At 68.3% G+C, this 16,075-nt stretch carries 17 protein-coding genes and 1 pseudogene; 8 read left to right on the top strand and 10 right to left on the bottom strand.

Annotation, left to right across the window (positions count from 1 at the left end):
* Nucleotides 1-57: 57 nt before the first annotated feature.
* The 4 genes and pseudogenes from gap to RYH79_RS04680 all read left to right on the top strand — a co-directional run.
* Nucleotides 58-1,098, top strand: coding sequence for a type I glyceraldehyde-3-phosphate dehydrogenase (gap, locus tag RYH79_RS04665; RefSeq protein WP_370896715.1), 1,041 nt, complete (start codon nt 58-60; stop codon nt 1,096-1,098).
* A 116-nt stretch (nt 1,099-1,214) separates the two neighbouring features.
* On the top strand, nt 1,215-1,496 hold the full coding sequence (locus tag RYH79_RS04670) for a nucleoside triphosphate pyrophosphohydrolase (protein ID WP_370900769.1): 282 nt from the start codon (nt 1,215-1,217) through the stop codon (nt 1,494-1,496).
* A 73-nt stretch (nt 1,497-1,569) separates the two neighbouring features.
* Nucleotides 1,570-2,643: an aminopeptidase gene (locus RYH79_RS04675; protein ID WP_370896717.1), complete on the top strand. Its 1,074-nt coding sequence runs from the start codon at nt 1,570-1,572 to the stop codon at nt 2,641-2,643.
* A 113-nt stretch (nt 2,644-2,756) separates the two neighbouring features.
* Nucleotides 2,757-4,184: pseudogene (locus RYH79_RS04680) on the top strand (class II fumarate hydratase); the annotation flags it as partial.
* 124 nt (nt 4,185-4,308) lie between these two features.
* Here RYH79_RS04680 and RYH79_RS04685 read toward each other — a convergent pair.
* Nucleotides 4,309-4,911, bottom strand: a complete 603-nt coding sequence (locus RYH79_RS04685) for a winged helix-turn-helix transcriptional regulator (RefSeq protein ID WP_370896719.1) — start codon at nt 4,909-4,911, stop codon at nt 4,309-4,311.
* 170 nt (nt 4,912-5,081) lie between these two features.
* Here RYH79_RS04685 and RYH79_RS04690 point away from each other — a divergent pair, with 170 nt between their 5' ends.
* The 3 genes from RYH79_RS04690 to RYH79_RS04700 all read left to right on the top strand — a co-directional run bounded on the left by RYH79_RS04690 (nt 5,082) and on the right by RYH79_RS04700 (nt 7,764).
* Nucleotides 5,082-5,249 (top strand): HVO_2901 family zinc finger protein, encoded by a 168-nt coding sequence (locus RYH79_RS04690; protein ID WP_370896721.1) that lies wholly within the window; start codon nt 5,082-5,084, stop codon nt 5,247-5,249.
* Nucleotides 5,250-5,383: 134 nt separating this feature from the next.
* Nucleotides 5,384-6,154, top strand: a complete 771-nt coding sequence (locus RYH79_RS04695; RefSeq protein WP_370896723.1) for an ABC transporter ATP-binding protein — start codon at nt 5,384-5,386, stop codon at nt 6,152-6,154.
* Nucleotides 6,151-7,764: a hypothetical protein gene (locus tag RYH79_RS04700; protein WP_370896725.1), complete on the top strand. Its 1,614-nt coding sequence runs from the start codon at nt 6,151-6,153 to the stop codon at nt 7,762-7,764. The genes RYH79_RS04695 and RYH79_RS04700 overlap by 4 nt, the downstream gene beginning before the upstream one ends.
* A gap of 71 nt (nt 7,765-7,835) precedes the next feature.
* Here the strand turns inward: RYH79_RS04700 and RYH79_RS04705 are convergent, their stop codons facing one another.
* From RYH79_RS04705 to rpl7ae, 8 genes are all read right to left on the bottom strand, one after another.
* Complete coding sequence (locus tag RYH79_RS04705; RefSeq protein ID WP_370896727.1) at nt 7,836-10,157, bottom strand: DHH family phosphoesterase; 2,322 nt, start codon at nt 10,155-10,157, stop codon at nt 7,836-7,838.
* Between the two features lie 132 nt (nt 10,158-10,289).
* Nucleotides 10,290-10,949 carry a YIP1 family protein gene (locus RYH79_RS04710; RefSeq protein WP_370900771.1) on the bottom strand — a complete coding sequence of 220 codons (660 nt, stop codon included), beginning with the start codon at nt 10,947-10,949 and terminating at the stop codon, nt 10,290-10,292.
* Between the two features lie 89 nt (nt 10,950-11,038).
* Nucleotides 11,039-11,395 (bottom strand): RNA polymerase Rpb4 family protein, encoded by a 357-nt coding sequence (locus RYH79_RS04715; protein WP_370896729.1) that lies wholly within the window; start codon nt 11,393-11,395, stop codon nt 11,039-11,041.
* Between the two features lie 7 nt (nt 11,396-11,402).
* The gene (locus tag RYH79_RS04720) at nt 11,403-11,696 is read right to left on the bottom strand and encodes a 50S ribosomal protein L21e (RefSeq protein ID WP_370896731.1); all 294 of its coding nucleotides are present in this window, start codon (nt 11,694-11,696) and stop codon (nt 11,403-11,405) included.
* Between the two features lie 137 nt (nt 11,697-11,833).
* On the bottom strand, nt 11,834-12,298 hold the full coding sequence (gene ndk / locus RYH79_RS04725; RefSeq protein WP_370896733.1) for a nucleoside-diphosphate kinase: 465 nt from the start codon (nt 12,296-12,298) through the stop codon (nt 11,834-11,836).
* A gap of 4 nt (nt 12,299-12,302) precedes the next feature.
* Complete coding sequence (locus RYH79_RS04730) at nt 12,303-12,476, bottom strand: 50S ribosomal protein L24e (protein ID WP_370896735.1); 174 nt, start codon at nt 12,474-12,476, stop codon at nt 12,303-12,305.
* A gap of 2 nt (nt 12,477-12,478) precedes the next feature.
* A complete protein-coding gene (locus RYH79_RS04735; protein ID WP_370896737.1) occupies nt 12,479-12,706 on the bottom strand; it encodes a 30S ribosomal protein S28e in 228 nt (75 codons plus the stop codon).
* Nucleotides 12,707-12,712: 6 nt separating this feature from the next.
* Nucleotides 12,713-13,075: a 50S ribosomal protein L7Ae gene (gene rpl7ae / locus RYH79_RS04740; protein ID WP_370896739.1), complete on the bottom strand. Its 363-nt coding sequence runs from the start codon at nt 13,073-13,075 to the stop codon at nt 12,713-12,715.
* 280 nt (nt 13,076-13,355) lie between these two features.
* On the opposite strand from rpl7ae, the gene RYH79_RS04745 reads away from it, so the two are divergent.
* Nucleotides 13,356-15,461: a hypothetical protein gene (locus RYH79_RS04745; protein WP_370896741.1), complete on the top strand. Its 2,106-nt coding sequence runs from the start codon at nt 13,356-13,358 to the stop codon at nt 15,459-15,461.
* A 20-nt stretch (nt 15,462-15,481) separates the two neighbouring features.
* On the opposite strand, the gene RYH79_RS04750 is transcribed toward RYH79_RS04745, so the two are convergent.
* Nucleotides 15,482-15,694, bottom strand: coding sequence for a hypothetical protein (locus tag RYH79_RS04750; protein ID WP_370896743.1), 213 nt, complete (start codon nt 15,692-15,694; stop codon nt 15,482-15,484).
* Nucleotides 15,695-16,075 lie beyond the last annotated feature (381 nt).

The raw sequence follows: 16,075 nt of genomic DNA on the forward strand, positions 1-16,075 counted from the left end.
CCCCGTGGCGACGCCGTGGGGAGAGATTTAAGTACACCCGAAGACGACAACTCGAACATGAGTAAATCAGGCCTGGCAGCGGCGACAGACGTGGACGATCCGGTACGAGTGGGACTCAACGGGTTCGGCCGGATCGGTCGCAACGTGTTGCGGGCGGTTGCGACGGAGCCGCGGATCGAACTGGTCGGCATCAACGACGTGATGGACCCCGAGGACATGCAGTACCTCGGGAAGTACGACACGGTGATGGGGCGACTGGATCTGGAACTGTCGGACGGCGCGCTCGTGATGGGCGACACGTCCGTGCCGATCCACGACGAGCAGGACCCCGCCGCGCTGCCGTGGGGTGACGAGGACGTGGACGTGGCCTTGGAGTGTACGGGCGTGTTCCGGACGCGCGAGGACGCCGCACGGCACCTGGACGCGGGCGCAGAGACGGTCGTCATCTCGGCGCCGCCGAAGGGCGACGAGTACGTCAAGCAGATCGTCTACGGCGTCAACCACGACGAGTACGACGGCGAACGGGTGGTGTCGAACGCCTCCTGCACCACCAACTCCGTCACCCCGGTGGCGAAGGTGTTAGACGAGTCGTTCGGTATCGACTCCGGGACGCTGACGACGGTCCACGCCTACACCGGCAGCCAGAACCTCGTCGACGGGCCGAAGGGGAAGACCCGCCGAGGTCGGGCGGCCGCCGAGAACATCGTCCCGACCTCCACGGGCGCCGCACAGGCTGCCACCCAGATCCTCCCGCAGCTGGAGGGGAAGCTGGACGGGATGGCGATGCGGGTGCCCGTCCCCAACGGCTCGCTCACGGAGGTGGTCGTGGACTTGGACGCGAACCCCACGACGACGGAGATCAACGACGCGTTCCGGGCGGCCGCAGACAGCGGCCCGCTAGCGGGCGTACTGGGCTACACCGACGACGAAGTGGTGTCCTCGGACATCGTCGGTCTCCCCTTCTCCTCGATGGTCGACCTCCAGTCGACGAACGTCGTCGGCGACGACGGGCTGGTGAAGGTGTTGACCTGGTACGACAACGAGTTCGGCTTCTCCAACCGGATGCTGGACGTGGCGACGCTGCTGACCGACGACTGACCGTCAGTCTCTCGCCGCCGCCGGCCCTCGTCTCCCGCGTGTCCGACACACCCACAGACAGCGACAGCGACGACCCCGGCGAGAGCGACGGCGACGCCACGGAGTACGACAAGCTCGTGCGCGACGAGATTCCGCGGGTGATCCGCGAGGACGGCGCGACGCCCGTCACCGACCGCGTCGACGGGGAGGCCTACGAGCGCCGGCTCGCCGCGAAGCTGCGCGAGGAGGCCGCGGAGTTCGCGGCCGACCGCGACCCGGAGGAGCTGGCGGACGTAGTCGAGGTGGTGGAGACGCTCCTCGACGCCGTCGGCCGGGAGCGTGTCGCCGCCGCTCGCCGGCGGAAGGCGACCGAACGGGGCCGGTTCGAGGAGGGGGTGGTGTTGGAGCGCGTAGAGTGAGCGGAGCGAGTGGTTCCGGTCGGACGGCTCCGAAACTGGTAATCCCGTGGCGGCGTATCGCCCGAGTGGACGAATGGACCCACGCATCCGCGAACACGCCCAGACGGTCGTCGACCACTCGTTGGACCTGTCTGCAGGCGACGATCTGGTGATTCGACTGCCGGCCGAGGCGGAGGAGTTCGCCGTCGCGCTCCACGAGATCGCGGGCGACCGCGGCGCCAACCCGATCTACCTCAACAACTCCTCTCGCGCCCGTCGGGCGTACCTCCGTGCCCGGGAGGACGACTTCGAGACGCCCGATCACCACCTCGCGCTCAACGAGGCCGCAGACGCGTTCGTCATCTCCCGCGGCGGTCACAACGCCACGGAGCAGAGCGACGTGCCGCCCGACACCACGGCCGGGTTCAACCGCGCGAACAAGCCGGTTCAGGAGGCACGGCTGGAGGCGGACTGGTGTCTCACCCAGTTCCCGACGACCGACCGCGCGCAGTTGGCCGGGATGTCGACGGAGGCGTACGAGAACTTCGTGTACGACGCCGTCTCGTTGGACTGGGACGAACAACGGGAGTTCCAGTCGCAGATGGTGGAGATCCTCGACGACGCCCGAGAGGTCCGGATCCGCTCGGGCGACGAGACGGACGTGACGATGTCCGTCGCGGGCAACGAGACGATCAACGACTACGGGCGTGCGAACCTCCCGGGCGGCGAGGTGTTCACCGCCCCCGTCCGCGACAGCGTGAACGGGACCGTCCACTTCGACCTCCCCCTCTACCGCCAGGGCCGCGAGATCGAGCACGCCCGCGTCCGGTTCGAGGACGGGCGTGTGGTCTCCTTCTCCGCCGAGCGCAACGAGGACGTGCTCGCGGGCGTGTTCGACACGGACGAGAACGCCCGGTACCTCGGAGAGCTCGGAATCGGGATGAACCGTGCGATCGACCAGTTCACCTACAACATGTTGTTCGACGAGAAGATGGGCGACACCGTCCACATGGCCGTCGGCTCGGCGTACCCGGCCACCGTCGGCGAGGAGAACGTCGTCAACGAGTCGGCCGAACACGTCGACATGATCGTCGACATGAGCGACGACTCCGTGATCGAGGTGGACGGCGACGTGGTCCAACGGGACGGCGAGTTCGTCTTCGAGTAGCCCGCGGGGGTCGTGGTCCGTCGCCCGTGTCCCCCGCCCGTCGTCTCGCCAGTCCCGGCTCCGGGACGGCAGACTTCGGAGGACTTTACGCGCCGGTCGCCGAACCGCCGCGCGTGACGGACAGCGACGACACCACGGACGGGGAGTACCGGACGGAGGCAGACAGCCTGGGCGAGATCCAGGTACCGGCAGACGCCTACTGGGGAGCACAGACCCAGCGGGCCGTGGAGAACTTCCCCATCTCCGGAATCGGCTTCTCGCGGCGGTTCGTCCGCGCGCTGGGGGTCGTCAAGAAGGCGGCCGCCCAGGCCAACCGCGACCTGGGGCTGTTGGACGACGACACCGCGGACGCGATCGTCGCGGCCGCAGACGAGGTCATCGCGGGCGACCACGACGACCAGTTCCCGGTCGACGTGTTCCAGACTGGCTCGGGCACCTCCTCGAACATGAACGCCAACGAGGTGATCGCCAATCGGGCCGCAGAGATCACGGGCGCGGCCGTCGGCGACCGGGTGGTCCACCCGAACGACCACGTCAACTACGGCCAGTCGTCGAACGACGTGATCCCGACGGCGATGCACGTCGCGGCGCTGGAGGCGGTCGAACGGGACCTGCTCCCGGCGTTGGAGACGCTCCACGCCGCCTTAGAGGAGAAGGAGGCGGCGTTCGACGACGTGGTGAAGACCGGCCGGACCCACCTCCAGGACGCCACGCCGATCCGGCTGGGCCAGGAGTTCGCCGGCTACCGCACCCAGGTCCGCAAGGGGATCGAACGAGTGAAAGACAGCCGCACCCGGCTGCGAGAGCTCGCGCTCGGCGGGACGGCCGTCGGGACGGGGCTGAACACCCACCCGGAGTTCCCGGAGCGCGCCGCAGAGTACATCCGCCAGGAGACGGGGACGGAGTTCCGAGAGGCGGACAGCCACTTCGAGGCGCAGGCGGCCCACGACGCGATGGCGGAGGCCCACGGCGCCCTCCAGACGGTCGCCGGCAGCCTGAACAAGATCGCCAACGACCTGCGGCTGCTGGCGTCCGGCCCCCGGAACGGGCTGGGTGAGCTCGAACAGCCGGAGAACCAGCCCGGCTCCTCGATCATGCCGGGGAAGGTGAACCCGGTCGTCGCGGAGGCGGTGAATCAGGTCCACAAACAGGTCGTCGGCAACGACGCTGCGGTGTCGGCCGGCGCCGCCGAGGGCCAGATCGACCTCAACCTGTACAAACCGGTGATCGCGCACAACTACCTCCAGTCGGCGGAGCTGTTGACCAACGCGAGTGAGGTGTTCGCCGAGCGGTTCGTCGCGCAGCTGGAGGCGAACGCCGACCACGCCGAGACGGCCGTCGAACAGTCGATGGCGTTGGCGACGGCGCTCAACCCCGCGATCGGCTACGACCGCGCCAGCGAGGTGGCGAAGGAGGCGCTGAAGACGGACCGGACCGTCCGCGAGGTGGTCGTCGAGAAGGGGTACCTCGGGGAGGCGGAGGCCGAGGAGGTGCTCGACCCCGAGGCGATGACACACCGGGTCATCCTCGGTGACGACGACCCGTCGGACGCCGCCGACGCAGACGACCCGTCGGACGCCGCCGACGCAGACGACGACACGGCGAGCGGTGCTGGTGCGGACGACGGAACGACAGAGGCGGGCGACGACCCGGACGAGACGTAGCTCAGGACTCCCCGTCGGCGGCGGCCGCCTCCAGTCGCGCGTGTCGTTCGCGGAACGCGGCGGCACACGACTCACAACAGAAGTGTTTGAGTTCGTCGCCGACGACGGTGCTCTGTCCCTCGGCGGTGACGGTGTTGCCACACTCCGCGCAGTCGAACGCGAACCCGGCTGGGTCGACGGACGCCGTCCACTCCGTGTCGGCGACGAGGTCGACGGACACGTCCGCGACGGCGTCCCCGTCGACGACCTCCGTCACCCACTCGTGGACGGCGGTGGTGGCCGTGCGGGCGAACGCCACCACGTCGCCGTCGGCCGTGACGAACAGGTGTTCCGTCGCGTCGGCGCTCGACAACGGCTCTCGAACGGCTTCGGGGTCGTCGGCGGGAGTCACGCGGACGAGCACCGGAGTTCCCTCTCGGAGCGTCGCGTGGTCGACGTCGATCGTGAACCGGTTGATGACACCTGCGTCCACGAGCCGGCTCACCCGGTCGGACACCGCGGGCGGCGTCAGGTCGACCCGTTCGCCGATCTCGCTGTACGACCGTCGGCTGTCTGCGGCCAGCAGGCGTAAGATCACCACGTCGGTCTCGTCGAGCTCTCGCATGTTTTCGCTACAGTGGTCCGACAACAAGTAGTTGACTGGATCCGCTCGCCGGCGCCGGGGTCCACGGGAGTCGTGAAATTTGCCCGTGGCGGGCCACTCTCTCCACGTTCGTTGGCGAACTGACGCGAAATATCGGTATATTCAAATCCTCCGGGTCCGACCGTACGGGTATGCCTCAACTGGCGACACGCGAGATGGGTCGGGATCTGCTTCGGTGCCGAAAGTGCGGCGCGGAGTTCCCGGAGGGTCGAGCGACGGAAGACGGCTGGCACTACGGCTGCCCGGAGGACGGCTGTGACGCCAGCGGAATCGGGCAGGGACTCAAACGCGTAGACTGATCGACCGGCCTCTCGACTGAACTGACCCAACCCCCACCCGACTGCTCTCTCTCGGTCTCGCGGTCGTCACTCGTTGTCACGCCACACTCCGACGCCGCCGGGTTTTACGTCGTCGCGCCGCCGACGCCAGGAGTGTGCCCCCCGCAATCACCGCCGACGGGCTGTCGAAGCGCTACGGCGACACGGTCGCCGTCGAGTCCGTCGATCTCGAGATCGACTCCGGCACCGTCTACGGCTTTCTCGGGCCGAACGGCGCGGGCAAGACGACGACGATGCGGATGCTGGCGACACTGACGACCCCCACTTCCGGCACCGCGACCGTCGCCGGCCACCCGGTGTCCGACCGGGAGGCCGTCGTCGAGCGGATCGGCTACCTCCCGGACCAGCCGCCGTTGTTCGACGAGCTGACCGCCCGCGAGCAGCTGGAGTACACCGCCGGACTCCGTCGACTGCCGGCGTCGACCGCCGACCGGATCGACCGGCTGCTGGAACGGTTCGGGCTCGCGGACGACGCCGACCGCCGGATCGACGACTACTCCAAGGGGATGAAACAGAAGACCGGAATAATCCAGGCGATGCTCCACGAGCCGGCGGTGTTGTTCTTAGACGAGCCGACGAGCGGGCTGGACCCGCGCGCCTCTCGCACCGTCCGCGACACCATCGCCGAGCTGGCGACCGGTGAGACGACCGTGTTCCTGTCCACACACGTTCTCCCGGTGGTCGACGAACTCGCGGACGAGGTCGGGGTGTTGTCGAACGGCCGCGTGGTCGCCCAGGGAGCGCCCGCGGAGCTCAAGCGTCGGGCCGCCGCCGGCGACCAGCGCAGCCTGGAGGACGTGTTCTTGGACGTGACCGGCGAGGTGGACGTAGCCGAGGCAACGCCGGTCGGGGAGGAGTCGTCGTGAGCGCCGGAAGCCGTCTCCCCCGGCCCCGGGTCGCGTGGCTGATTGCCGTCACGGAGAGCCGCCGTCGACTGCGCGCGCTCCGGGGACGGACCACACAGCTGTTCGCGCTGCTGATCTCCGCGGTGTTCGTCGGACTGGCGCTGGTCGGGCTCGCGGTCGTGTCCTTCCTCGCTGGCCAGTCGCCCGCGTCTGCTCCCGTCGACTTCGTCGCCCGGGCCGCGCCTGCGGGACTGTGGCTGCTGGCGACCGTCCTGTTGGCGTTCCGGGTGTTGTCGAACGCGGCCGACCCGGACAACCGCGACGGCTACCTCACGACGGTCCCCGCCCGGGAGCTGTTCGTCGGGGTCGCGGCCGTCGAGGCCGGCGCCGGGCTGGCGTACGTCGTCGCCCCGGTCGTGGTCGCCGGCGCGGGGTTCGCGGCCGGCAGCGGCCGTCCGCTGGCGGCCGTCGCCGTCTGGGTCGCCGGGGTCGTCCCGGCGGTCCTGGGGGTCGCGACCGGACTGACCGCGGGGTTCGCCGTCCGTAACCTCTCCGTCCGCTCGCGGCTCGTCGCCCGGCTCCGCGTCCCGCTGTGGATCGGGGCGTTCGTCGCATACGCCGCCGTCTTCCTCACCGGGCAGGTGGAGTCCGCAATCGCCCCGGTCGTCACGGCCGTCACTCGACCGCCGTTCACCTGGCTGGGCGACCTCGTGGCCTGGGGGCTCGGCACCGCCGGCCCGGGACGCGGCCCGGCTGCCGTCGCCCTGCTGGCTGCGGCCGCCGTCCCGACGTTCGCCGTCGCCGGCCGGCTGGCCACGCTGCTGTGGTACGCGGACGGCGTCGAGACCGCCGCGGAGTACGGCGACGGCGAGACGACGCTCGACCCCGGGGTGTACGGCCGCTTCGCCCGCCCGGAGACGGCGTGGGTGGCGCGCGTCGCCACGACACGCGCCCGACGGGCCCCGGTGAAGCTGCTGTACCTCGCGTACCCCGTGTTCCTCCTCGCGCCTGGAGTGACGCGGGCCGTCGAGACGGGCGTCGTCCCCGGATCACTCCCGCCGACCGTCGCGGTGTTCGCGGCGTGGGCCGGCGGCGCCGGCTTCGCCCTCAACCCGTTGGGCGACCAGGGGGCGACGCTCCCGGTCGCGGTCACGAGCGGCGTCTCCGGCCGGGCGTTCGTCCGCGGCGTCGCGCTCCCGGGGGCCGTCTCCGGCGGCGGTGTCGCCTGCGTCGCCGCCGCCGGTCTCGGCGCGGCCGCCGGCTACGCCCCGCCGCGGGTCGCGCTCGTCGCCGCCGTCGGCGCCGGAGTCGGGGTCGGGGCGGCCGCGCTGGCGACCGGCGTCGGCGTCGTCTTCCCCAACTACGAGACGACAGAAGTCGTCCGGAGCCGCGAGGCGGTCGTGCCGAGTCTGTTCGCGTTCGCCGCCTACTCGATCACCCTCCTGCTCGTCGCCGGGCCGGCAGCCGCACTCGCCGTCCCCTGGGCGGCCGAGGTGGTCGCCGGCGTCGCCGGCGTGTCTGGGCTGGCCGTCTCCGCCGCCGGCGTCGCCGGCTCCGGGCTCGTCCTCGCGGCGCTCGCGTGGGGGGCGCTCGCGTACGCCGGCTCGAAGTTCGACCGCTACACGGTGTAGCCGTCGCCGAGGGGCCCGTCGTCTCGTCGGGTGGCCCGTCGCGCGACGGCGAGAAGAACTGTTCTGAGGCGTCAGTCGGCCGTCTCGGCGACCGCCGACAACACCGCGTCTCGCACGGCCTCCCGCCGGCCGCGGAGGTACTCGATACGACCCTCGCGGACGCCCGCGGCCGTCACGCCGCCGTCGGGCACCTGGTCTGCGGCCGTCGCGGCGACGGCGCGCACGTCCACGTCGCCGTTCGCCCGGACGTACAGGTCGTCGTCACCCAACACGACGACCGGGTCGTCGTGGCGCCGCCGGAGTTCGTCGGCCAACAGCTCCGTCGGCGGGAAGTCGTACTGGTGTGCGAACGCGTGTGCGTCCAACACACGGAGCGTCCGGTCGCCGCCGTCCCGGGTCTCGATGTTGGCGTTGGCGGTCTCCAGCTCGCGGTCCAGCCGCTCGCGGAACTGGTCTGCAACGTGGCCGGCGAGGTCGCCGTCGTCCCCGAACAACAGGTCTGCGACGAGCTCGCGCTTGTCCTCGTAGCGCTGGTAGAACGCCTCCAACGCCATCGCCGCCCGGAGGTCCGCGACGTGGTCCGTGTCGTAGCCGGCCTCGCTCGCCAGGTCGGCGAACGCCGTCGGCGGCTCCTCCCAGTAGGTGATCGCCGGGAGGTGGCTCAGCTCCGACTCCACGTCCGGGTTCACCGTCGCCGACAGCGTCGCCGCCAGCGCGCCGGTCGTCAGCTGCGGCGCCTCCGGCGTCGCCGGCGGGTTCACCATCGTCTCGACGGAGTCGGCCACCTCGGCGTCGCCGGCCCGCGGGTCGACGACGACCCGCTCGGCGCCGTACACGCCCAACAGCCCCAGGCCGTCTGCCGACTCCTCCGTGGAGCCGGTGCCCAGCAGGACCACCAACGGCAGCTTCTCGCCGTGACGCTCCCGGTCGGACAGCATCCGCGTGGTGTCGTTCGTCGCCGCGTCCATGTCGTACACGGAGCCGTCGAGGGGCCGCCGGTCGAAGTAGTGGTACTCCGCGTCCGACTCCGGGTGTTCCGCCCGCACCAGGGGCAGCGTCGCACGCTCGATAGCCGCGCCGGCGACGTAGCCGTCCGTCGTCGCCGCGTGCCGGACGACCACCGGCCGGTCCGACAGGACTGCGCGGTGGATCGCCTCCGCGGCGTCCAGCAGCCCCTCGGTCACGGCGTCGAGAGCGGGGTGAGCGGCCAACGCCCGCACCTCGTCGGGTCGGCTCTTCGCTCGCATCGCGTCCGCGAGCCGTTCGCGGACGGCGTCGGCGTCCTCGTCTTCCAACGCCGCCAGCGCCTCCGTCTCCACCTGGATCTCCTCTTGACGGCGCTCGACTTCCCCGTCCAGCCGGACGGTCTCGCCGACGTCGATGCCGGGGTACGCCCGCACGCCCGCCTCGACGAACGCCGCACAGTCGACCGTCCCCGTCTCGTCGCGGAGCTCGAACACCGTCGGCCCGCTCGTCTGGCGGGCGTCCGTGATCTCACCCTCCAGTCGCACCGTCTCGCCGACGCGGTCCGTGAGACTCTCGACCGTCACGCGGTCGGTCTCGTCGGTCTCGTCGGTCTCGTCGGTCTCGTCGGTCGTCTCTGTCTCGACTTCGTCGTCGTCGACGGACTCGGTGTCGTCGACGGACTCGGCGTCGTCGTCAGACGCATCGGTCTCCTCGACCGTCTCGCCGTTCTCGCCGCCGGCCGGGGATCCGAACTCGAAGCTCGTGTCGTCGGCCGTCTCTCGGTCCGCCTCCGCCGGCGACGGCTCGCCGCCGACCTGGCCGTCCGGGCTCTCGCCCGCCTCGGTGTCGACTTCGCCGCCGGTCTCGTCGGCCGTCGGCTCGTCGGTCTCCGTCTGTTCGTGTCGTTCCTCCGCCTCTGCCTCGTCGTCGTCGGCCTCGTCGTCGTCGGCCTCGTCGGCCGTCGCCTCGTCGGCCTCCGTCTGTTCGTGTCGTTCCTCCGCCTCTGCCTCGTCGTCGTCGGCCTCGTCGTCGCCGGTCTCGTCGATCGCGGTCGGCTCGCGTTCCCGGTCGCCGTCCTGGACGAGCGAACCGCGGAACTCCCGTTCCGCCTGCCGAATCGACCACGACAGGTCCACGTTCCCGTTGTCGCGGACGTTCTTGACCTGCACGTAGACGGTGTCACCCGGCTCCCAGTCGAGCGACTCCAGCCGTCGGTCCAACTCCGATCGGTGGAGCAGTCCGGTCACGTCCGACGAGAGGTCGACGAACACGCCGAAGTCGGCGTAGCCGTCGACCGTACCGCGGTAGAAGCGACCGGCACGGAGCAACGAGGGGTCCGTTCCCTTGAACTCGAAGACGACGTCTTGATCGTGGGAACCACAGATCCGACCGTCGGTGGACATCCCACAGATGATGCACGTACCCATTCGTTCGATTGGTGTATCCCCCGCCTAAAACTGTTGTCGAAACCGCTCCGAGCGCGGCCGTCTCCGGCCGACTCCGCCCGCCTCGTGGTCGCTCTCCGGGTCGCCGCCGCCTACCGTCGCGCCGTCACCGACTCAGATCACGTACCACTGTCCCAACAACGACAGTGTCGCGGCGACCCCGCCGAACCCGTAGCCGAACACGAGCGTCCCGGGGACGGCCGCGGCCGCGAGCGTTCGGGAGACCGACAGCCCGTGGATCTCCCGCAGCCCGACGACGAGGAGGTACGCCCCGTACCCCGCCACGAGTACCTGCACCTCCAACACGGGGACCCCGGCGGCCACACACGGTGCCGCGGCGTACGCGATCACCTGGACGGTCTCGCTCACGCCGCCGCGGTCGGCCGTCCGGAGCCAGCCGTCGCCGCGGACCAACGCCGCCGCCGTCGCCCGCAGCCGAACGGCCGCCGTGACCAGGAACACCGTCTGGAGCGCGGCCGCGAGGTGGAGTGTCGCCGGCGCGACCAGCAGTCCAACCGCGGCCAACGCCACGACCACAGAGCCAGCACGACCACCGAACACGCCCGGCACGAGCCCCGGCTCCGCCGCGATTCGCGTGCCGGCGAACGTCAGCGCCACTACGACGGCGAACACGAGCCCCGGCGCTTGGTCGCCGGGCGCGATTCCGTTCCTGAAGAACCGTCGGGGGTGGACGACCACCTCGAACCAGGCGCGCGCCAGCCCGCGGACGCCGCGTGCCCGCCCGCCCTCCGAGTTCTCGACCCACGTCGTCACGCGCAGCCGTTCGTCGCTCGCGGTCATTACCGTTCCGGAGTCGATTCGGCGTGAGTCGACCCGGCACAGAGAGAGTCCCGAGCGCGCCGTCAGGCGTACTTCGCGACGACGTTCAACACTTCGTCGAGCTCGTCGCCGTCCATCGCGTACCGTTCGTTGGCGAACACGGACCGCAGCTCCGTCCGGTCCGCCGGCAACACGTCGGCAATCTTGATCGCCGTCGAGCCGTCTACCTTCTCTAGCTCCCGCAGTTCGTCGACGAGCTCCCGGGACTCCCCCCCGTCCAACAGGGCGAACCGGTTGACGTGCTCGACGGCCCGCGCGAGCTCGTACCGGAGTTCCCGGTCGTCGTCGGCCGCTCGCTCCGCCTCGACGGCCTCCAAGATCTCCTTCGCCTCCGAGGTCGTCAGGTACTCCTCGTCGAGCGTGTTCTTGAAGATCGTCATTCGTCCGTCACTCCCCGGTGGGCTTCAGGTGGGCGGGCTTGACGATGATCGTCTTCTCGACGGAGTCGTCCGTGATCTCCACCTTGTAGGCGGCTCCCTGCATCCCGGCGACGGTGCCGGTCTGGCCGTTGAACCGTGCGTGGAACTGGCCGTCCTCGACGGACGGGTCCAAGGCGAGGTGGACCGTCTCACCCTCCTCGAACTCCGCGATCGCACGCTGGGGCGGAGAGGTGCCCGCGTCGCGTGGGTCGTTCTTCAGCTTCCCCTTCGTCTTCGAGAGTGGACCGTTGGAGTTCGGCATAGTCGTAGCCAGAGATTCAGCCGGTCGACGTATAAATGGTGCGTTCCCCGACGGGCACGGTGTCGAACGTGAGCCCGCGACCGTCGGACCAGTCGGTGGCGGTCTGCGGACGGCGAGAGAATGAGACGAGACGGTCGCTACTCGTACAGCCAGGTCTCGTCGGCCCGCTCGTAGTCGACCAGCTCCGACTCGTCGAAGAACAGGTCGATCTCGCGCTCCCACGAGCCCTCGTCCTCGTGGTCGGAGCCGTGGATCACGTTGCGACCCAAGTCGAGCCCGAAGTCGCCACGGATGGTGCCCGGGTCCGACTCCGCCGGGTCCGTCTCGCCCATCATCTTCCGGACCTGTCGCACGGCGTCTTGTCCCTCCCAGACCATCGCCATCACCGGTCCGGAGGTGATGAAGTCGACGAGGTCGTCGAAGAACGGCTTGCCCTCGTGTTCGCCGTAGTGTTCCTCGGCCAGTTCGCGGTCGAGTTGGGTGAACTTCGCGGCGACGAGCTTCAGCCCTCGTTCTTCCAGCCGACCGACGATCTCGCCGATCAGGCCGCGCTGGACGCCGTCCGGCTTCACCATCACGAACGTGCGCTGTGTGTCGGACACGGTGTCACTCCTCCTCGCCGGTCCACTCCAGATCCCGCGCCTCGCGGCCGAGATCCGCGTTCTTCTCGCACTTGGCCGAACAGTAGTGCGTGATCGCTCCGTCCGTCTCCACGAACATCGTCCCGGTGCCGGGCTCGATGTCGCTGTCGCAGTAGTCGCAGGTTCGTTCCTGTGGCATCGTCACTGACCCCCGATCGAGTCCGCGTCGCGCTGGGTCTCCCGCAGTTGGAGGACATCGCCCTCCTTGACGGGCCCCAGGACGTTTCGCGTGATGATCCGACCCTGGTTACCGCCCTCCTGAATGCGGCACTTGACCTGCATGGCCTCACCGTGCATCCCGGTCTTCCCGACGATCTCGATGACCTCGGCAGACTGCGAGCCGTCGTCTCCTCCGTCTTCGGCGGACATCGTTGGTTACTGGAGTTCCTCGACCTTGTTGCCAATGTCCTCCACGTCGTCGGACGCCTCACCGGCGTGGACGACTGCGGCGGCCGCGGAGCCGACCTCCAGCCCGGCGGCGTGACCGACGTCGTCCTGTGTACCGATGAATACGTACGGGATCCCCTTCTCCTCGCACAGCTCCGGGAGGTGCATGACGATCTCCTCCGGCTCCACGTCCTCGGCGACGAACACGAGGTCCGCGTTGCCTCGCTCGACCGCCTTGGTCGTCTCGTTCGTTCCTTTCTTTACTGTACCAGTGTCGCGGGCGACCTCGAGCGCGTCGAGACTCCGGTCCGCGAGATCTGCCGGCGTGTCGTAGTCGACGTAGACTGACATTGTTGTTGGTGTCCCGCCCGGTGGCTCGACTTCCCCGCCGCTTCCGGTGTCCCTACCGACGGAGAGGGTCACGACCCCGAGCGGGTCGTACTACACGGGTTGTCCGGAGCAGGTTAAAAGCGTGTTCGTTGCGACCCACGGGTGTCAACCGTCGACACACAGTGTGGACCCGTTCACCCCTCGGTCCGGACTCACTTCTTAGAGGCAAAATAAACGCCAGGTAGTAACAACACGAAACGAAACTGAATTATCCCCGCGTTGTCGTCTGTACCGTACGGCGATGGAACTGCAACGGGAGAGTGACGCGTTCCGGGTGATCGACGCTGCGAAGAACACTGTACGAATCGGCACGGACGGGTGGGACGGTGGCGCCGACGCCCCCACGGTCACGGACGCTATCTCCGTCGGCGGGGACAACTCCGAGGTGGACCCAGACATCTCCGTCAGCGGGACGACAGGCGGACTCGAATTTCCCCAGACTGCAGTCAACGTTGTCCGGCTGGACACGGACGAACGATTCCGTGTCAGTACCCACCAGGATCGGGTTCTGTTCGAGCCAGGGAGCTACGTGCTCCGGATCGACTCTGAGCCACGAGTGTACGTCCGGTTCGACGGCTCGGGAGAGATCAACCGACACGCGCGTGGCCAGATCACCCTGTCGCTGTCGGACCCGACGCCGCTAACTATCCGTTTCAACAGCGATACAGGGCGACCAGGCGACCAGATCACGGTTGGATCCAGCGTCGAAGACGTGGCGAGAGCGCTCCCGTTGCTCGCTGCCGCGACCGACTGTACGACCCCAGACCGGACCTGGCCGGCTGCCAGGAAAGACCCAGTAGGGATCAGGCTCGGCGAGGCGTTCGATCGGCCAGACGGGCTCGAACCGCTCGACACGGGCGTAGAGCTCGTCGTCCCTCCGGAACTGCGCTACCTCGTCGCGAGTGCGTCGCTGGTCTCCTATCTGGGCGCAGACGTGCGGCTGGAGCAGGACTGTACTCCGACACTCCGGGTAGGTGGTGAACCCCACCGGCTCGGTCCCCTCCCGGAGTTCCAGTACGAGGTTGCCTCGACGCTCCGACGAACGTTCTACCTCGACTGTCTCGCCCGCGAGGCCGGGCCACACGCAGAGCGCGTGTCTCTCTCTCACTACCTCCCGGAACTCGGGTTGGACGCGGACTGGCTGTACGAGGCACCGATTGCGGATCGAGTCCAGGCGTACCTGAACGCCCCGTTCGACTCTGTTACCGAGGAGTTCCCCGAGTGGAATCTCTCGATGTACGTCGAACCGAGTCTCGAGAACGTTGAGTGTCTCCCTTACTTCCTAGAGGGGCTGCCGTTCTTCTTCCTCCCGGAGTCGGAGGAGTTGGACAAGGCGGAGTGGATCTCGCTGTCGATGGACGACAGCTACCAACACGGCGACCAGACGGCCGACCCTCGTGAGCCGACGGACGAGACGTTCACACGTCTCCAGCGGGAGATCTCGAACGTCGACCTGGTGAAACCTGTGTTGGGGCCGAGCCGCTACCACGGCTGGCTGGGCGACGACGTGCCAATCGACGTGTTCAAAACGTTTCCGGAGGCGTACGAGAACCGCCAGAAGTACCTCGACGACAGTCCAATCTCGGTAGTCGCGGTCCTCAACAACGCCGACATGCGGGAGGAACACGACGCTGCAGTTGAGCGGTACGAACAACAGGCGGACGCACTCAACATCGACATCGAGGTGCGAGAGAACATCACGAGCGCCGAGCTCGCCCGAGTGTTCGAGTCCCGCAACGACCTGGTCCACTTCATCGGTCACAGCGACGAGGACGGGCTGGAGTGTGCCGACGGCTTCCTCTCCATCTCGTCGGTGTCTGAGTCGAACACACAGACGTTCTTCCTCAACGCCTGTGGCTCCTACCACGAGGGCGTCGGGCTCGTCCGGAAAGGGAGTGTCGCCGGCGGTGTCACCTTCGAGGCGGTGACGGACAGCCAGGCCGCAAAGGTTGGGACGACGTTCGCCCGGCTGATGGTGTCGGGTTACTCGATGGAGCGAGCGCTCGATAAGGCACGACAACAGGTGATGACACCCAAGGACTACGCGGTGGTCGGGGACGGGACACACGTCCTGACGCAGTCTGATGCAATCATTCCACCGGGCCACCGCCTCTCCGAGCACGACGACGAGTGTGTTCTCGAAGTCACACAGATGACTCCAAGAGAGAAAGGCGGTGAAGGACAAGAGAGATTCGAAGGGTTCGACCTGGACTTCCACCTGAACGCACAGCGACGCACGTACCGCTTCGCCAAAGAGGATCTATCGGCGGCAACCGAAGTGATCGAGAACCCAGTACTGTTCGACGGACAGCTCTACTGGTCAGACGAACTACGAGAGCTACTCTGACACCGGGGAGGTCGCTGCAATCACGGTTCTCTCGGGCCGTCGCTGTACGAACTTGCCGCCATCTCCGGAGCACTCTCTACCCCGACGACCAGCTCCCCCGCGACGGTGGAGACGCCTGCGAAGGTGACGAGGACCGCGAGCACGATGATCGCCGCGAGGAGCCGCGGGTTCGTCGTCAGGATCTGGGTCACTGCGTTCGATGCGAGCCGTCGGGTCACGCCTTCTTGCGCCATGTGAAATCGAAACGAACGTCGCCATTTAGGATAAACGATTACCACTTAATCATCAACTTGTAATACAAGAGCATCTGATTTACGAATTCTAACACAACCTGTGAGACACCAGAATTCCGGCGGTAGAGGCGGGAGAGAGCCGCTCGATTCCGGATTTAATACTAACGGAAGTAGTGGAAATTGGTCAGATTTCTGCGTATAGAACGCGCAACAATCTCGCGCGCGGCCTCGGCGAGAGTCTCGACGCGGGGAGATCGGAGCCACCCGAGGCCGTCAGTTCCGTCCCGCCGACACTCGCGTAGCACCCTATCCTGTGTGTACACGGCCCGTGACACGTGGTCTCGTGCCGCACGCGGGCGCGACCGACAACAGTGAACGGAG

The sequence above is a fragment of the Halobaculum sp. MBLA0143 genome (assembly GCF_041361465.1).
Classification (GTDB): Archaea; Halobacteriota; Halobacteria; order Halobacteriales; family Haloferacaceae; genus JAHENP01.